The sequence below is a fragment of the Variovorax sp. CF313 genome (assembly GCF_000282635.1).
Classification (GTDB): Bacteria; Pseudomonadota; Gammaproteobacteria; order Burkholderiales; family Burkholderiaceae_C; genus Variovorax.
Map to the genome: position 1 here is coordinate 17,350 of NZ_AKIW01000056.1, position 15,937 is coordinate 33,286.

Below are 15,937 nucleotides of genomic sequence, written 5' to 3' on the forward strand. Positions count from 1 at the left end.
CCTTCAAACGTTGAAGGTTTCTTGTGGCCGAAAGTGCAAAGCCCTGCAAAATAGAACGACCGTTCGTTTTTTGCAGGGAAATTCCACGATGTCCGCCACAGCCGTTTCCGCCAAGCCCGTCCGCGCCGCCCAGAAGGGCCAGCAGACCAAGGCCGTCATCGTCGACGCCGCGCTGGCGCTGGCCGCGCAGATCGGGCTGGAGGGCCTGTCGATCGGCGCCGTGGCCGAAATCACCAAGATGAGCAAGTCGGGCGTGTTCGCCCACTTCGGCTCGCGCGAGGAACTGCAGATCTCGGTGGTGCGCGAATACCACGCGCGCTTCGAGCAGGAAGTGTTCTTTCCCGCCCTCCAGGCGCCGCGCGGCCTGCCGCGCCTGCGCGCCATGTTCGCCAACTGGATGAAGCGCACCTCGACCGAGATCGACTCGGGCTGCATCTACATCAGCGGCGCCTCCGAATTCGACGACCGCCCGGGTCCGGTGCGCGACGCGCTGGTCGAGTCGGTCAGCATCTGGCAGGCGGCCGTGCTGCGCGCCATCGTGCAGGCACAGAGCGAAGGCCACTTGCGCGCCGACGCCGACGAGCGCCAGGTGGCGTTCGAGATCCACGGCCTGATCCTCGCGCTGCACTACGAGGCGCGCTTTCTTCAGGTGCCCGGCTCCATCGGCCGCGCCAACGTCGGCTTCGACAACATCCTCGCGCGCAGCGCCACGCCCGACGCGCCGAAGGCCGGGGCCACTGCGCCGGCGGGCCGCCGCCTCAAGACCGTGCGCTGAGGCTCGCGGCCTGTCCTCTTTTCTGTTTTCCCCTTTTTCTTTTTTCTATCTAGCTTCGACCAGGAGAGTCCCGGATGCCTACCTACAACCCACCCGTGCGCGACATGCAGTTCGTGCTGCATGAAGTGCTCAACGTCGCCGAGGAACTCAAGGCGCTGCCGGCCCACGCCGAAACCGACGCCGACACCATCAACGCGGTGATCGAGGAGGCCGGCAAGTTCGCTGCCGAGGTGACCTTTCCGCTGAACATCAGCGGCGACGAAGAGGGCTGCGTGCTCGACAAGACCACGCACGAAGTGAAGACGCCCAAGGGCTTCAAGGACGCCTACGCCAAGTACGTCGAAGGCGGCTGGCCTGCGCTGTCGTGCGACCCGGCCTTCGGCGGCCAGGGCCTGCCCTTCGTGGTGAACCAGTGCCTGTTCGAGATGCTCAACAGCGCCAACCAAGCCTGGACCATGTACCCCGGCCTCTCGCACGGCGCGTACGAAGCGCTGGTGGCGCACGGCACTGACGAACAGAAGAAGACCTACCTGCCCAAGCTCACGAGCGGCGAGTGGACCGGCACCATGTGCCTCACCGAACCCCATTGCGGCACCGACCTCGGCCTGCTGCGCACCAAGGCCGAGCCGCAGCCCGACGGCACCTACCGCATCACCGGCAGCAAGATCTTCATCTCGGCCGGCGAGCACGACATGACGAGCAACATCATTCACCTGGTGCTGGCCCGCCTGCCCGATGCGCCCAAGGGCAGCAAGGGCATCAGCCTGTTCGTGGTGCCGAAGTTCAAGGTCAAGGCCGACGGCTCGCTCGGCGAGCGCAACCCGATCTTCTGCGCCGGCCTGGAGCACAAGATGGGCATCCACGGCAACGCCACCGCGCAGATCGTGATCGAAGGCGCCACCGGCACGCTGGTGGGCGAGCCCAACAAGGGCCTGGCCGCGATGTTCGTGATGATGAACGCCGCACGCCTGGGCGTGGGCAACCAGTCGCTCGGCCTGACCGAAGTGGCCTACCAGAACGCACTGGCCTACGCGAAAGACCGCGTGCAGATGCGCTCGCTCTCGGGCGTGAAGGCCAAGGACAAGGAAGCCGACCCCATCATCGTGCACCCCGACGTGCGCAAGATGCTGCTCACTGCCAAGGCCTATGCCGAAGGCGGCCGCGCGCTGCAGATCTTCTGCACGCTGCTGCTCGACAAGGAACACAACCACCCCGACGAGAAGGTGCGCAAGGACTCGGGTGAGCTGGTCGCGCTGCTGACCCCCATCGTCAAGGCCTTCATCACCGACAACGGCCACATTTCCACCAACGCCTGCATGCAGGTGTTCGGCGGCCACGGCTTCATCAAGGAATGGGGCATGGAGCAGTTCGTGCGCGACAACCGCATCAACATGATCTATGAAGGCACCAACACCATCCAGTCGCTGGACCTGCTGGGCCGCAAGGTGCTGGGCAACAACGGCGCGTCGCTGAAGAAGTTCGGCAAGCTCGTGGGCAAGCTGGTGGAAGAAGAGGGTGTGAACGAGAAGATGGCCGAGTTCATCAACCCGATCGCGATGCTGGGCGACCAGCTCACCAAGTTCACGACCGAGATCGGCTTCAAGGGTTTCCAGAATCCCGACGAAGTGGGCGCCGCTGCTGTCGACTACCTGCGCGTGGCCGGCCACTTCGTGTTCGGCTACCTGTTCGCCCGCATGGCGCAGGTCGCGCTGCGTGAAATTGCGGCCGGCAACACCGATCCGTTCTACGTCGCCAAGCTGCAGACAGCACGCTTCTATTTCGCCAAGCTGTTCCCCGAGACCGCGACGCTGATGCGCACCGCGCGCGCCGGCAGCAAGGTGCTGATGGACACCGACGCGGCACTGGCCTGAGCGGTCGTACCGTCTCGTCTTCCTTCGACTCCAGGAGCCGTCGATCATGAAAACAACACTCGCAGCCATCCTGTTCTCCGTCACGGCCGTTTCGGCCATGGCTCAGAGCACGCCGGTGGGTCTGTGGCGCAACGTGGACGACAAGACCGGCGAGGTCAAGGCCGAGATCAGCATCGCGGAGACCCACGGCGCGCTGTCCGGGCGCATCGAGAAGGCGCTGGGCAAGGATGCCAAGCCCGGCGCGGTCTGCAGCGAATGCAGCGACGACCGCAAGGACAAGCCCATGGTCGGCCTCGACATCATCCGCGGCGGCAAGAAGGCCGAGAACAAGGACGTCTGGGAAGGCGGAAAGATCCTCGACCCCGAGAACGGCAAGGAATATCGCGCGAGCTTCACGCCCATCGAGGGCGGCAAGAAGCTCGAGGTGCGCGGCTACCTGGGCCCGTTCTGGCGTACCCAAACCTGGAACCGCGCGCAGTAAACAAGCCTGTGCGCAACCTATCCAAGAAATACCAAGCAACATGTCCCGATTTCAAGTGAAGAAGGTCGCCGTGCTCGGCGCCGGCGTGATGGGCGCGCAGATTGCGGCCCACCTCGTCAACGTGCGCGTGCCTGTCGTGCTGTTCGACCTGGCCGCAAAAGAAGGCCCGAAGAACGGCATCGTCACGCGCGCCATCGACAACCTCAAGAAGCTCAAGCCCGCGCCGCTCGGCGACGTGGCCGACGCGGGCCTGATCGAGCAGGCTAACTACGAAGACGACCTCGCCAAGCTCGGCGAGTGCGACCTCGTCATCGAAGCCATTGCCGAGCGCATGGACTGGAAGCTCGATCTCTACAGGAAGATCGCGCCCCACGTGGCCAAGCATTCGATCCTGGCCTCGAACACCTCGGGCCTCTCGATCACCAAGCTGAGCGAGGCGCTGCCCGAAGCGCTGAAGCCGCGCTTCTGCGGCATTCACTTCTTCAACCCGCCGCGCTACATGTTCCTGGTGGAGTTGATCAACACGCCGACCACGCAGCCGCAGGTGCTCGACGACCTCGAAGCCTTCGTCACCAGCACGCTGGGCAAGGGCGTGGTGCGCGCGCACGACACGCCCAACTTCATCGCCAACCGCGTCGGCATCGCCGGCATGCTGGCCACGCTGAAGGAAGTCGAGAAGTTCGGCCTCACGCCCGACGTGGTGGATGACCTCACGGGCAAGAAGCTGGGCCGCGCCAGCTCGGGCACCTTCCGCACTGCCGACGTGGTGGGCCTGGACACGATGGCCCACGTCGTGAAGACGCTGCAGGACAACCTGAACGCCGAGAGCGATCCGTTCTACGCCAACTTCGCGACGCCGCCGGTGCTCGCCAAGCTGCTGGAGCTGGGCAACCTGGGCCAGAAGACCAAGGCCGGCTTCTTCAAGAAGTCCGGCCGCGACATCCTGCGCTTCGACCTGAAGAGCGGCGAGTACGTGCCCGCCGGCGCCAAGGCCGACGAGGTGTACGGCCGCATGCTGAAGAAGCCCGCGGGCGAACGCCTGAAGCTGCTGCGCGAGAGCGAAGGACCGCAGGGCCAGTTCCTCTGGGCCATCCTGCGCGACGGCTTCCACTACGCCGCCGTGCACCTGGGCGACATCGCCGAGAGCGCGCGCGACATCGATTTCGCGATGCGCTGGGGCTTCGGCATGAAGCAGGGCCCGTTCGAGCTGTGGCAGGAAGCCGGCTGGGCGCAGGTCGCCAAGTGGGTGCAGGAAGACATCGACGCAGGCAAGGCGCTGAGCAGCGCACCGCTGCCCAAGTGGGTGTTCGAAGGCCCGGTGGCCGAGGCTGGCGGCGTGCACACGCCCGAAGGCTCGTGGAGCGCGTCGCAGAACAAGTTCGTGCCGCAGCGCAGGCTGCCGGTGCATGACCGCCAGCTGTTCCCCGAGAGCGTGCTCGGCGCGAATGCAGCCGATGCCAACACCGCGGGCACCACGATCAGCGACGAAGGCGATGTGCGCGTGTGGACACTGGACGGTGAAGTGCTGATCGCGAGCATCCATTCGAAGATGCACGCCATCAGCCCTGACGTGGCCGAGGCGCTGGGCGCCGCAGTCGACCTGGCCGAAGCCGAATACAAGGGCCTCGTGATCTGGTCGCCCGATGAGATGTTCTCGGTCGGCGCCGACCTGCAGGCGATGCTGCCGGCCTTCGTCGTAGCCGGTATCGGCGCGGTGGAGGGCGCCGAGCAGGAGTTGCAGAACGTGATGCTCAAGATCCGCTACGCCAGCGTGCCGGTGATCTCCGCGGTGCGCGGCATGGCGCTGGGCGGCGGCTGCGAGCTGGCCGTCCACTCGGCCAAACGGGTCGCAGCAATGGAGAGCTACATCGGCCTGGTCGAAGTCGGCGTGGGGCTGATCCCCGGCGCGGGCGGCCTGACCTACATCGCGCGCCGTGCGGCCGAGAACGCTTCGGCCTCCACCGGCACCGACCTGCTGCCCTTCCTCACCGAAGGCTTCACTGCTGCCGCAATGGCGAAGGTGGGCACTGGCGCGCTTGACTCGAAGAAGCTCGGGTATTTGCTCGACAGCGACGTGATCGTGCCGAACAAGGACGAGCTGCTGTACGTGGCGCTGCAGCAGGCCAAGGCCATGGCCGACGCCGGCTACCGCGCACCGCTGCGCCGCAGCTTCCGTGTGGCGGGCCGCAGCAGCGCCGCGACGATCAAGGGCCAGCTCGTGAACATGCGCGACGGCGGCTTCATCTCCGCGCACGACTTCCACATTGCAAGCCTGATCGCGAACGTGGTGACCGGCGGCGACGTGGACGCCGGCTCGCTCGTGACCGAGGAGTACCTGATGGCGCTGGAACGCAAGGCGTTCTGCTCGCTCATCGTGCATCCGAAGACGCAGGAGCGGATCATGGGAATGCTGAGCACGGGGAAGCCGGTGCGTAACTGACGCGAGCGATGCCCTCTTACTCCTTCCCCCTCTGGGGGAAGGCCGGGATGGGGGCAGGCAGCCTATGCAAACCCAATCCACTCCCAACGCGCAACAGAACGCCCGCACATTGCGGCGCGAGATGACCGACTCCGAGCGCAAGCTCTGGAGCGGGTTGCGCGGCGAGCAACTGGGAGTGAAGTTCCGCAGGCAGCATCCGCTTGGCAACTACATCGCCGACTTCGCATGCCTCGGCCCTAAGCTGATCGTCGAACTCGACGGATCGCAACACCAGGCGCAGGCCGGCTACGACGCCCGACGCGACGCTTTCCTGCGCGAGCAGGGATTCGAAGTGCTTCGCTTCGGCTCGAACGATCCGTTTGTCAATCTTGAAGGGGTGTTGCAGGCCATCGTCAATCGACTGGATGAATTGACGGCCGCTTGCCCCCATCCCAACCTTCCCCCAGAGGGGGAAGGAGCCCAATCCAGGAACCATCCATGAAACAAGTCCAAGACGCCTACATCGTCTCCGCCACCCGCACCCCCATCGGCAAGTCGCACCGCGGCTACTTCCGCAACTACCGCCCCGACGACCTGCTCGCGACCACGCTGCGTGCCGCGCTCGCCGCCGTGCCCAGCCTCGATCCCAAGGCCATCGAAGACATCATCTGCGGCTGCGCGATTCCCGAATCGCAGCAGGGCCTGAACGTCGCGCGCATCGGCGCCGTGTTGGCGGGCCTGCCGACCAGCGTCGGCGGCATCACCGTGAACCGCTTCTGCGCCTCGGGCCTGTCGGCCGTGCAGATGGCGGCCGACCGCATCCGCGTCGGCGAGGCCGATGTGATGATCGCGGCCGGTGTCGAAAGCATGAGCATGGTGCCGATGATGGGCAATTCGCCCTCGCTGTCGCCCTCGATCTTCGAGCGCGAAGGCGATGTCGGCATTGCCTACGGCATGGGCCTCACGGCCGAGAAGGTCGCGCAGCAGTGGAAGGTGAGCCGCGAGGCGCAGGACGAGTTCGCACTCGCCTCGCACCAGAAGGCGCTGGCCGCGCAGAAGGCCGGCAAGTTCGCCGACGAGATCACGCCGATCGAAGTGACCGACCGCACGCCAAACCTCGCCACCGGCGAGTCGATCGTGAAGACGCGCATGGCGAACCTCGACGAAGGCGCGCGCCCCGACACCAGCCTCGAAGGCCTGGCCAAGCTGCGCACCGTGTTCGCCGCGCGCGGCACCGTCACGGCCGGCAACAGCTCGCAGACCTCGGACGGCGCCGGCGCGCTGATCCTCGCGAGCGAGAAGGCGGTGAAGCAGTACGGCCTCACGCCGCTCGCGCGCTTCGTGAGCTTCGCGAGCAAAGGTGTGCCGCCGCACATCATGGGCATCGGCCCGATCGAGGCCATTCCCGCCGCGCTGCGCTACGCCGGCCTGAAGCACCAGGACATCGACTGGTTCGAGCTCAACGAAGCCTTCGCCGCGCAGTCGCTGGCCGTCATCAACACGCTGGGGCTCGATCCGTCGAAGGTCAACCCGATGGGCGGCGCAATTGCGCTGGGCCATCCGCTCGGTGCCACCGGCGCCATCCGTTCGGCGACCGTGGTGCATGCGCTGCGCCGCGAGAACCTGAAGTACGGCATGGTCACGATGTGCGTGGGCATGGGCCAGGGCGCCGCGGGAATCTTCGAGCGCGTCTGATCGGCAACGCGCAAGACACCGGGACGAGCGTCGAGGCAACGAAGGAGACAACCTCATGCAGATGCAGCAGCTTGCAACCGATGGTGGTCGTACGCAATTGGCCGTGCGAACGTACGAGCCGGTCGGCGCACCGCGTGCCAGCATCGTGATCGGTGGCGCGATGGGCGTGCGCCAGTCCTTCTACGAGCCCTTCGCGCGATGGCTCGCGCAGCAGGGCCTGCGCGTCTGGACCTTCGACTACCGGGGCTCCGGCGACTCGCGCGGCAATGCGCCGCTGCGCGGCTTCAAGGCCGACCTGCTCGACTGGGCTTGCGACTACGAAGCGGTGATCGACGCAGCCAAGGCGGCGTTGCCCGGCCAGCCGCTCTACCTGCTGGGCCACAGCCTGGGCGCGCAGCTGCCGGGCTTCCTGCAGCGTCCCGGGCAGGTCGACGGCCTCGTCAGCATCGCCGCGGGCAGCGGCTACTGGCGCGAGAACGCGCCGAAGCTCAAGCGCAGCATCCTCTACTTCTGGTTCGTGCTCGTGCCGCTGGTCACGCGGCTGTGCGGCTACTTTCCGGGCCGCCGGCTGAAGAAGGTCGGCGACCTGCCGCGCGGCGTGATCCTGCAATGGCGGCGCTGGTGCCTGAACCCGCGCTACAGCGTCGGCGCGGAAGGCGAGGCGGCACTGCGCAGCTACGGCCGCGTGCGCTTCCCGGTGCTCGCGCTGTCGATGACCGACGACGAGCTCATGACGCTCGCCGGCACCGAAAGCCTCGTGAGCTTCTATGCCGGCGCACCGAGCGCGGTGGAGCGCATTGCGCCGGCCGACGTGCAGGCCCGGCGCATCGGCCACTTCGGCTTCTTCCGCGAGCAGTTCAGCCAGAGCCTCTGGCCGAGCACGCTCGACAAGCTGCATCGGCTGGCGTCGCTTACTGCGCTGCAGCACGCCAACGTCCCGCACACGACTGCGTGACGCCATCCACCGGAGGCACACTGCCGATCATGACGACGAGCACGCACCCCTTCGACAAGGCCCTGGCGATCCACCACAGCGACATCCGCGTGGGGCACTTCACGGGCATGACCAGCCCCGACTACTGGAACATGGTCGGCCCTTTCGGCGGCACCACCGCGGCGCTGGCGCTGCAGGCGGTGCTGAAGCATCCCGACCTGCTCGGCGTGCCGATCGCGCTCACGGTGAACTACGCGGCGGCGCTCGAAGCCGGCGCGTTCGACATCCAGGCCACCGCCGTGCGCACCAACCGCTCGACGCAGCACTGGACGGTGCAGATCACGCAGGCCGGCCCCGGCGCAGCGCCGAACATGACGACCACCGCCACCGTGGTGACCGCCGTGCGCCGCGAGACCTGGAACGGCAACGACCTGCCGATGCCCGAGGTGCCGCGGCCCGAGATGGTCGAGCGCATGAGCATTGGCCCGTCGGGCGTGGCGTGGATCGGCCAGTACGAGATGCGGCCGATCAGCGGCAGCATTCCTTCGAAATGGGACGGCAGCGGCCATCACAGCGAGAGCCGGCTCTGGGTGCGCGATGCGCAGCAACGCGCGCTCGACTTCGCCTCGCTCGCGGCCATGAGCGACCTGTTCTTCCCGCGCGTGTGGCTGCGCCGCGCCACGCGGGTGCCGGTGGGCACGGTGTCGATCACCACGTATTTCCATGCCGATGCGGCGCAGCTGGCCGAGGTCGGCACGGGTTACCTGCTCGGCAGCGCGACGGGGCAGCAGTTCAGCAGCGGCTTCTTCGACCAGGCTGCGCAGCTCTGGAGCGAAGGCGGCACGTTGCTCGCCACTTCCAACCAGATCGTCTACTACAAGGAATGACCGTCATGGCGCTCACCAAGGCTGCACTCATCGTGGGCGCGGGCGACGCCACCGGCGGCGCCATTGCCCGCCGCTTCGCGCGCGAAGGCTTCGCCACCTGCGTCACGCGGCGCAGCCTCGACAAGCTGCAGCCGCTGGTGGCGCAGATCGAGGCCGACGGCGGCTGCGCACATGCCTTCGCCTGCGATGCGCGCAAGGAAGAGGAGGTGGTTGCACTCGTCGAGCAGATCGAGTCGACGGTCGGGCCGATCGAGGTGATGGTGTTCAACATCGGGGCCAACGTGCCCGAGAGCATCCTGAGCGAGACCGCGCGCAAGTACTTCAAGGTGTGGGAGATGGCCTGCTTCTCGGGCTTTCTCAACGGGCGCGAGGTGGCGAAGCGGATGGTGGCGCGCGACATGCCGGAAGGCGGGCATCGCGGCACGATCATCTTCACGGGCGCGACGGCTTCGCTGCGTGGCGCGGCGAACTTCGGCGCCTTCTCGGGCGCCAAGATGGCATTGCGCGCGCTGGCCCAGTCGATGGCGCGGGAGCTGGGGCCGCAGGGCATTCACGTGGCGCACGTGGTGGTCGACGGCGCCATCGACACCGAGTTCATCCGCAGCAACTTCCCCGAGCGCTATGCACTGAAGGACAGTGACGGCATCCTGAACCCGGACCACATCGCCGACAGCTACTGGATGCTGCATTCGCAACCGCGCGATGCATGGACGCACGAGCTCGATCTGCGGCCCTGGTCCGAGAAATTCTGAGATGACGGGCGCAGGGGAGTACCCGGTGGCCTGTGCACGCGCCCCCGAACGCAAGCGTCCGACAAGGAGACACCCATGACCAAATCCGTCGACTTCTACTTCGACTTCGGCAGCCCCGCCGCCTACCTCGCCGCAACGCAGCTGCCGCACGTATGTGCTGACGCAGGCGCCGAGCTGGTGTGGAAGCCCATGCTCCTGGGCGGCGTGTTCCAGGCCACGGGCAACCATTCGCCCGCCGAGATCAAGCCCAAGGGCCCGTACATGACCGTCGACCTGCAGCGCTTCGCGAAGCGCTACGGCGTGTCCTTCGTGCACAACCCGCATTTCCCCATCAACACGTTGCTGCTGATGCGCGGCGCCACCGGCGTCCAGATGAAGGAGCCGGCGCGCTTCGGTGCGTATGTCGACGCAGTCTTCCACGCGATGTGGGTCGAGCCGAAGAATCTCAACGACCCGGCAATCGTCGGCGCCGTCTTGCAGAATGCGGGCTTCGACGCCGCGGGCCTGCTCGCGCTGGCCGGCGCGCAGGAAACCAAGGACCGGCTCAAGGCCGTCACCCAGGAAGCTGTGGAGCGCGGCGTGTTCGGCGCTCCCACCATGTTCGTCGGCAGCGAGATGTTCTGGGGGCAAGACCGCCTCGATTTCGTCCGCGAAGCCCTTTGCGCCTGATCGCGGCGCCAATCCCTTTATTCAAGGACCATTCCCATGAGCGACATCCTCGTCCACACCGAAGCCGGTGTGATGACCCTCACTTTCAACCGCGTCGACAAGAAGAACTCGATCACCAGCGGCATGTACGCCGAACTGGCCGATGCGCTGGCCGCCGCCGAGAGCGATGCGGCCGTGCGCTGCGTGCTGATCCAGGGCGATCCGACCATCTTCAGCGCGGGCAACGACATCGGCGACTTCCTCAACGGCCCGCCGTCGACGCAGGAATCGCCGGTGTTCCGCTTCCTGCGCGGCATCGCAACCTTCCCCAAGCCCATCGTCGCGGCCGTGTGCGGCCCGGCCGTGGGCATCGGCACCACGATGCTGTTCCACTGCGACCTCGTCTACGCGGGCGACAACGCCGCCTTCTCGATGCCCTTCGTGAACCTCGGCCTGTGCCCCGAAGCGGCGTCGAGCCTGCTGGTGCCGCAGATGCTGGGCTACCACCGCGCGGCCGAGGCGTTGCTGCTGGGCGAGCCCTTCATGGCCGAGGCCGCGCTGGAGGTGGGCCTGGTCAACCGCGTGGTGCCGCCGACCGAGGTCAACGCCATCGCGCAGACGCAGGCCCGCAAGCTCGCCGCCAAGCCGCTGAGCGCGCTGGTGGAAACCAAGCGCCTGCTGAAGAAGGCGCAGATGCCTGCCGTGCTGGAGCGCATGGGCGAAGAGGGTGCGAGCTTCGGCCGCATGCTGCGCGAACCGGCGGCGCGCGAGGCCTTCGGCGCGTTCATGGAGAAGCGCAAGCCGGACTTCTCCAAGGTCTGACGCGCTTCCCGGGCCGGGGCCTGCATACGTACACTGCGCGGCGTGCAAGAGAAAAGAACCCTCGCAACGCCCGGCCCGCAGGCAAACGACGCTACTGAAAAAGTAGCATTCCGCTTCTCGCGCCGGCGTACTTTCGGTTTGCTGGCAGGTGCCCTGGCAGCCCCTTCACTGGCCTTGGCGCGGGTGCGACCGCTGCGCATCGGCGTCATCGGTTCGTGGTCCGGCCCTTATGCGGGCGGTGGCCGGCAGTTCGATGCCGGCATGGCCGTCTGGCTGGCGGCGCACAACCAGAACATTGCGGGCCGGCCGGTCGAACTGCTGCGGCGCGACGTGCCCGGCAGCGCGCCCGACCAGGCGCGCCGCCATGCGCTGGACCTCGTGGAAAGCGAGCGTGTCGACCTGCTGGCGGGCCTGGATTTCAGCTCCAACGCCTATGCCGTGGGCAGCGTCGCCACGCAGGCGAAGCTGCCGCTGGTGGTGATGAACGCAGCCTCCTCGGGCATCACGGCGCGCTGCCCGTTCGCGGTGCGGGTGTCCTTCACCATCGGGCAGGTCACGCTGCCGCTGGCGCGCTGGGCGCTCCAGCAAGGCTTGCGCGACGTCTGCACCGTGGTGGCCGACTACGCCTCGGGCGTCGATGCCGAAAGCGCCTTCGTATCGGGCATCACCGCGGGTGGAGGCCGGGTCGGCGCGATGCTGCGGGTGCCGCTGGCCACGCTCGACTACTCGGCCTACATGCTGCGGCTGCGCGAACTCAAGCCACAGGCGGTGTTCTTCTTCCTGCCGTCGGGGCAGATGCCGGCCACCTTCCTGAAGTTCTGGCGCGACCGCGGCATGGCCGACGCCGGCATTCGCCTGCTCGCGACGGGCGACGCCACCGACGACCACTACCTCGAGGGCATCGGCGAGCTGGCCGATGGGCTCGTCACGAGTCACCACTATTCATTCGCGCACGAGTCGCCGGCCAACCGCCGGTTCACGTCGGCGTTCCAGGCGGAGTACGGCGATCACCTGCGTCCGGGGTATTTCGCGGTCGCGGCCCACGATGCGCTCGCGGCCATCGACGCGGCGATGGCCTCGCCCGTGGCGCACGGTGGCGCGGTTGGCGAGCGGCTGGTGGACGCGTTCCGGGGCGTGCGGCTCGACAGCCCGCGCGGCCCGATAGAGATCGACGCGCACACGCGGGACATCGTGCAGACGGTGTACATCCGCCGCGTCGAGCGCCGCGAGGGGCGCTGGGTCAACCGCGAGTTCGAGCACTTCGAGCGCGTACGCGACCCGGGCGTCTGAACTCGTTCAGGGCTGCTGCTCGATCACTCGCGGACGGCCGTTGTCGTCGATGGCCACGTAGGTGAAGGTAGCCTGCGTGACCTTGATGTACTCGCCCTGGGCGCGGAAGCGCTCGGCGAAGACTTCGACGGTCACCGTGACCGAGGTGCGCCCGATGCGCACCAGCTTCGAATAGAACGAAAGAATGTCGCCCAGCCGCACCGGCTGCTTGAAGATGAATTCGTTGACCGCCACCGTCGCCTGCCGGCCCTTGGCGTAGCGCGCCGGAATCACCGAGCCGGCCAGGTCGCACTGCGCCATGACCCAGCCGCCGAAGATGTCGCCGTTGGCGTTGCAGTCCGCCGGCATCGGAATGACCTTGAGCACCAGCTCCATGTCGGTGGGCAGGCTTTTGAGGGTGGCCGCGGCGGCGGCACTGGAAGTATCTGACATGGGCACAATCTGGAACAAACAAGCAACCACGATTGTCCTCCATGCGCCGAAGCGGCGAAGCCCTTCCTTCCCCCCACACAGCCGGCGGCCACCCGCCGGCGCGCAGTGACCGTTCCGACTGGGCGACGCTGCGCCGCCTGTTTCCCTACCTCTGGCAGTACAAGTGGCGGGTGGCCGCGGCGCTGGCCTTCATGGTGGGCGCCAAGGTGGCCAACGTGGGCGTGCCGGTGCTGCTGAAGAACCTGGTCGACACGATGACGCCCAAGCCCGACATGGCACAGGCGCTGCTCATCGTGCCCATCGGGCTGCTGCTGGCCTACGGGCTGCTGCGCTTCTCGACCTCGCTCTTCGGCGAGCTGCGCGAGCTGATCTTCGCCAAGGCCACCGAGGGCACGGCCCGGCAGATCGCGCTGGAGGTGTTCCGCCACCTGCATTCGCTGAGCCTGCGCTTCCACCTGGAGCGCCAGACCGGCGGCATGACGCGCGACATCGAGCGCGGCACGCGCGGCGTGCACTCGCTGATCTCGATGTCGCTCTACAGCATCGTGCCGACCATCATCGAACTGGTGCTGGTGCTCACCATCCTGGGCGTGAAGTTCGACTCGCTGTTCGTCTGGATCACGGCGGCCGCGCTGGTGCTGTACATCACGTTCACGGTCACGGTGACCGAGTGGCGCACGCAGTTCCGCAAGACCATGAACGAGCTCGACTCGGTGGCGCAGAGTCGCGCGGTCGATTCGCTGCTGAACTACGAGACCGTCAAGTACTTCAACAACGAGGATTTCGAGGCCGGCCGCTACGACGCCAGCCTCGACCGCTACCGCAAGGCCGCCATCAAGAGCCAGCGCACGCTGAGCATGCTCAACACCGGCCAGCAGGCGCTGATCGCCATCAGCCTGGTGCTGATGCTGTGGCGCGCCACCTCGGGCGTGGTCGATGGGCGCATGACGCTGGGCGACCTGGTGATGGTCAACGCCTTCATGATCCAGCTCTACATTCCGCTGAATTTCCTCGGCGTGATCTACCGCGAGATCAAGCAGAGCCTGACCGACCTCGACAAGATGTTCGTGCTGATGGAAAAAGAGCGCGAGGTGCGCGATGCGCCCGGCTCGCAGCCGCTGGCCGGCGCCGACGCCACGGTGCGCTTCGAGGACGTGAGCTTCGCCTACGAGCCCGCGCGGCCCATCCTCAAGCACGTGAGCTTCGAGATTCCAGCGGGCAAGACGGTGGCCGTGGTCGGCCCCTCGGGCTCGGGCAAGTCGACGCTCGCGCGGCTGCTCTACCGCTTCTACGACGTGCAGCAGGGCCGCATCACCATCGGCGGCGAGGACATCCGCGCAGTCACGCAGTCGAGCGTGCGCCGCGCGATCGGCATCGTGCCGCAGGACACGGTGCTCTTCAACGACACGGTCGAATACAACATCGCCTACGGCCGCCCCGGCGCCACGCGCGAAGAGGTGGAGGCCGCGGCCCGCGCCGCGCGCATCCACGACTTCATCGTGGCCACGCCCAAGGGCTACGAAACGACGGTGGGCGAGCGCGGCCTCAAGCTCTCGGGCGGCGAGAAGCAGCGCGTGGCCATCGCGCGCACGCTGCTGAAGAACCCGCCGATCGTGATCTTCGACGAGGCCACCTCGGCGCTCGACTCGGCCAACGAACGCGCCATCCAGTCGGAGCTCAAGAGCGCCGCGCAGGACAAGACCACGCTGGTCATCGCGCACCGGCTGTCGACGGTGGTCGACGCGCACGAGATCCTGGTGCTGGAGTCGGGCGTGATCGTCGAGCGCGGCACGCACGCCGAGCTGCTCGCGAAGCAGGGCCGCTACGCCCAGATGTGGGCCTTGCAGAAGAGCGAAGCGGCACCGCTGATGTAGCGCGATCATCCATTTCATTTTTTCGTTCAGGAGTTCCCACGTGTCGACCAAGATTCCCCTGCTGGTGCTCAACAGCCTGTCGAGCGCTCACCAGGCCCAGATTGCCGAGGTCTACGACATGACCTACGCCTTCGGCGACGCGCAGCGCGCGGCTGCCATTGCCGAGCACGGCAAGAAGTTCCGCGCGGTGCTGACCATCGGCGTCATCGGCATCACGCCCGAGGAAATCGCGGCCATGCCGGCCGTGGAGCTGATCTGCTGCATGGGCGCGGGCTACGAGGGCGTGCCGCTCGAAGCCACGCGTGCACGCGGCATCGCCACGGCCAACGGCGCGGGCACCAACGACGACTGCGTGGCCGACCACGCCTTCGGCCTGCTGATCGGCATCGTGCGCGAGTTCCGCAAGCTCGACCGGCTGTGCCGCGAAGGCGTGTGGCGCGAGGCCATTCCGCAGCCGCCGAACGTGTCGGGGAAGAAGCTGGGCATCCTGGGGATGGGCACCATCGGGCAGAAGATCGCGAAGCGGGCGGCGGCGTTCGACATGGAGGTGGGCTATCACAACCGCAAGCCGAAGGAAGGCGCGACGCACCGCTACTTCGACGACCTGAAGTCGCTTGCCACATGGGCCGACTTCCTCGTACTGGCCGCGCCGGGCGGCCCGGCTACGAAGCACCTGGTCAATGCCGAAGTGCTCGACGCGCTCGGGCCGCAGGGCTACCTGGTGAGCATCGGGCGCGGCAGCGTGGTCGACACCGAGGCGCTGGCGGCCGCGCTGCGCGAGAACCGCATCGCCGGTGCCGGCCTCGACGTGTACGAGAGCGAACCGAAGCGGCCCGAGCCGCTGATCGGCCTCGATAACGTGCTGCTGACACCGCACATGGCCGGCTGGTCGCCCGAGGCGACGCAGAAGTCGGTGGACCACTTCCTCGCGAATGCCGAAGGGCACTTCGCGGGGCGTGGCGTCCTCACCCCCATCTGATGCCTTGCTCCTTCCCCCTCTGGGGGAAGGTTGGGATGGGGGCGGGCAGGGCGCTCGATGGAGGCGCCGCTTGCCCCC

The 15,937-nt window shown here is 67.1% G+C and carries 15 protein-coding genes; 14 read left to right on the top strand and 1 reads right to left on the bottom strand.

From position 1 onward, the window contains the following. Positions 1 to 88 precede the first annotated feature (88 nt). From PMI12_RS15370 to PMI12_RS15425, 12 genes are all read left to right on the top strand, one after another. Complete coding sequence (locus tag PMI12_RS15370) at positions 89 to 775, top strand: TetR/AcrR family transcriptional regulator (RefSeq protein ID WP_007834068.1); 687 nt, start codon at positions 89 to 91, stop codon at positions 773 to 775. Between the two features lie 74 nt (positions 776 to 849). Beyond that, positions 850 to 2,646 carry an acyl-CoA dehydrogenase C-terminal domain-containing protein gene (locus tag PMI12_RS15375; protein ID WP_007834069.1) on the top strand — a complete coding sequence of 599 codons (1,797 nt, stop codon included), beginning with the start codon at positions 850 to 852 and terminating at the stop codon, positions 2,644 to 2,646. A gap of 46 nt (positions 2,647 to 2,692) precedes the next feature. Then, positions 2,693 to 3,127 carry a DUF2147 domain-containing protein gene (locus tag PMI12_RS15380; protein ID WP_007834070.1) on the top strand — a complete coding sequence of 145 codons (435 nt, stop codon included), beginning with the start codon at positions 2,693 to 2,695 and terminating at the stop codon, positions 3,125 to 3,127. Between the two features lie 40 nt (positions 3,128 to 3,167). Next, a complete protein-coding gene (locus PMI12_RS15385; RefSeq protein ID WP_007834072.1) occupies positions 3,168 to 5,567 on the top strand; it encodes a 3-hydroxyacyl-CoA dehydrogenase/enoyl-CoA hydratase family protein in 2,400 nt (799 codons plus the stop codon). Positions 5,568 to 5,631: 64 nt separating this feature from the next. Beyond that, positions 5,632 to 6,048 carry an endonuclease domain-containing protein gene (locus PMI12_RS28225; protein WP_007834073.1) on the top strand — a complete coding sequence of 139 codons (417 nt, stop codon included), beginning with the start codon at positions 5,632 to 5,634 and terminating at the stop codon, positions 6,046 to 6,048. Next, positions 6,045 to 7,241, top strand: coding sequence for an acetyl-CoA C-acyltransferase (locus PMI12_RS15395; protein ID WP_007834074.1), 1,197 nt, complete (start codon positions 6,045 to 6,047; stop codon positions 7,239 to 7,241). Before PMI12_RS28225 ends, PMI12_RS15395 begins: the two co-directional genes overlap by 4 nt. A 55-nt stretch (positions 7,242 to 7,296) precedes the next feature. After that, positions 7,297 to 8,196 (top strand): alpha/beta hydrolase family protein, encoded by a 900-nt coding sequence (locus PMI12_RS15400; RefSeq protein WP_007834079.1) that lies wholly within the window; start codon positions 7,297 to 7,299, stop codon positions 8,194 to 8,196. Positions 8,197 to 8,225: 29 nt separating this feature from the next. Beyond that, positions 8,226 to 9,062 (top strand): acyl-CoA thioesterase, encoded by an 837-nt coding sequence (locus tag PMI12_RS15405; protein ID WP_007834081.1) that lies wholly within the window; start codon positions 8,226 to 8,228, stop codon positions 9,060 to 9,062. Between the two features lie 5 nt (positions 9,063 to 9,067). Beyond that, a complete protein-coding gene (locus PMI12_RS15410) occupies positions 9,068 to 9,814 on the top strand; it encodes an SDR family oxidoreductase (protein ID WP_007834083.1) in 747 nt (248 codons plus the stop codon). Positions 9,815 to 9,889: 75 nt separating this feature from the next. Further along, a complete protein-coding gene (locus tag PMI12_RS15415; RefSeq protein ID WP_007834085.1) occupies positions 9,890 to 10,483 on the top strand; it encodes a 2-hydroxychromene-2-carboxylate isomerase in 594 nt (197 codons plus the stop codon). A 36-nt stretch (positions 10,484 to 10,519) separates the two neighbouring features. Then, the gene (locus tag PMI12_RS15420) at positions 10,520 to 11,284 is read left to right on the top strand and encodes an enoyl-CoA hydratase (RefSeq protein ID WP_007834087.1); all 765 of its coding nucleotides are present in this window, start codon (positions 10,520 to 10,522) and stop codon (positions 11,282 to 11,284) included. 183 nt (positions 11,285 to 11,467) lie between these two features. Beyond that, positions 11,468 to 12,574 (top strand): ABC transporter substrate-binding protein, encoded by a 1,107-nt coding sequence (locus tag PMI12_RS15425; RefSeq protein WP_042673490.1) that lies wholly within the window; start codon positions 11,468 to 11,470, stop codon positions 12,572 to 12,574. 6 nt (positions 12,575 to 12,580) lie between these two features. Here PMI12_RS15425 and PMI12_RS15430 read toward each other — a convergent pair whose 3' ends face one another. After that, complete coding sequence (locus PMI12_RS15430) at positions 12,581 to 13,006, bottom strand: acyl-CoA thioesterase (protein ID WP_007834091.1); 426 nt, start codon at positions 13,004 to 13,006, stop codon at positions 12,581 to 12,583. Positions 13,007 to 13,047: 41 nt separating this feature from the next. Here PMI12_RS15430 and PMI12_RS15435 point away from each other — a divergent pair, with 41 nt between their 5' ends. Both PMI12_RS15435 and PMI12_RS15440 read left to right on the top strand, forming a co-directional pair. Then, the gene (locus PMI12_RS15435) at positions 13,048 to 14,880 is read left to right on the top strand and encodes an ABCB family ABC transporter ATP-binding protein/permease (protein WP_007834103.1); all 1,833 of its coding nucleotides are present in this window, start codon (positions 13,048 to 13,050) and stop codon (positions 14,878 to 14,880) included. 40 nt (positions 14,881 to 14,920) lie between these two features. Next, positions 14,921 to 15,859, top strand: a complete 939-nt coding sequence (locus PMI12_RS15440) for a 2-hydroxyacid dehydrogenase (protein ID WP_007834104.1) — start codon at positions 14,921 to 14,923, stop codon at positions 15,857 to 15,859. Positions 15,860 to 15,937 lie beyond the last annotated feature (78 nt).

Bases quoted from the DNA above. Each gene is read 5' to 3' on its own strand.
- PMI12_RS15415 (WP_007834085.1), top strand. From the start codon at position 9,890: ATGACCAAATCCGTCGACTTCTACTTCGACTTCGGCAGCCCCGCCGCC.
- PMI12_RS15380 (WP_007834070.1), top strand. From the start codon at position 2,693: ATGAAAACAACACTCGCAGCCATCCTGTTCTCCGTCACGGCCGTTTCG.
- PMI12_RS15405 (WP_007834081.1), top strand. From the start codon at position 8,226: ATGACGACGAGCACGCACCCCTTCGACAAGGCCCTGGCGATCCACCAC.
- PMI12_RS15435 (WP_007834103.1), top strand. From the start codon at position 13,048: ATGCGCCGAAGCGGCGAAGCCCTTCCTTCCCCCCACACAGCCGGCGGC.
- PMI12_RS15430 (WP_007834091.1), bottom strand. From the start codon at position 13,006: ATGTCAGATACTTCCAGTGCCGCCGCCGCGGCCACCCTCAAAAGCCTG.
- PMI12_RS15395 (WP_007834074.1), top strand. From the start codon at position 6,045: ATGAAACAAGTCCAAGACGCCTACATCGTCTCCGCCACCCGCACCCCC.
- PMI12_RS15385 (WP_007834072.1), top strand. From the start codon at position 3,168: ATGTCCCGATTTCAAGTGAAGAAGGTCGCCGTGCTCGGCGCCGGCGTG.
- PMI12_RS28225 (WP_007834073.1), top strand. From the start codon at position 5,632: ATGCAAACCCAATCCACTCCCAACGCGCAACAGAACGCCCGCACATTG.
- PMI12_RS15400 (WP_007834079.1), top strand. From the start codon at position 7,297: ATGCAGATGCAGCAGCTTGCAACCGATGGTGGTCGTACGCAATTGGCC.
- PMI12_RS15420 (WP_007834087.1), top strand. From the start codon at position 10,520: ATGAGCGACATCCTCGTCCACACCGAAGCCGGTGTGATGACCCTCACT.
- PMI12_RS15370 (WP_007834068.1), top strand. From the start codon at position 89: ATGTCCGCCACAGCCGTTTCCGCCAAGCCCGTCCGCGCCGCCCAGAAG.
- PMI12_RS15410 (WP_007834083.1), top strand. From the start codon at position 9,068: ATGGCGCTCACCAAGGCTGCACTCATCGTGGGCGCGGGCGACGCCACC.
- PMI12_RS15375 (WP_007834069.1), top strand. From the start codon at position 850: ATGCCTACCTACAACCCACCCGTGCGCGACATGCAGTTCGTGCTGCAT.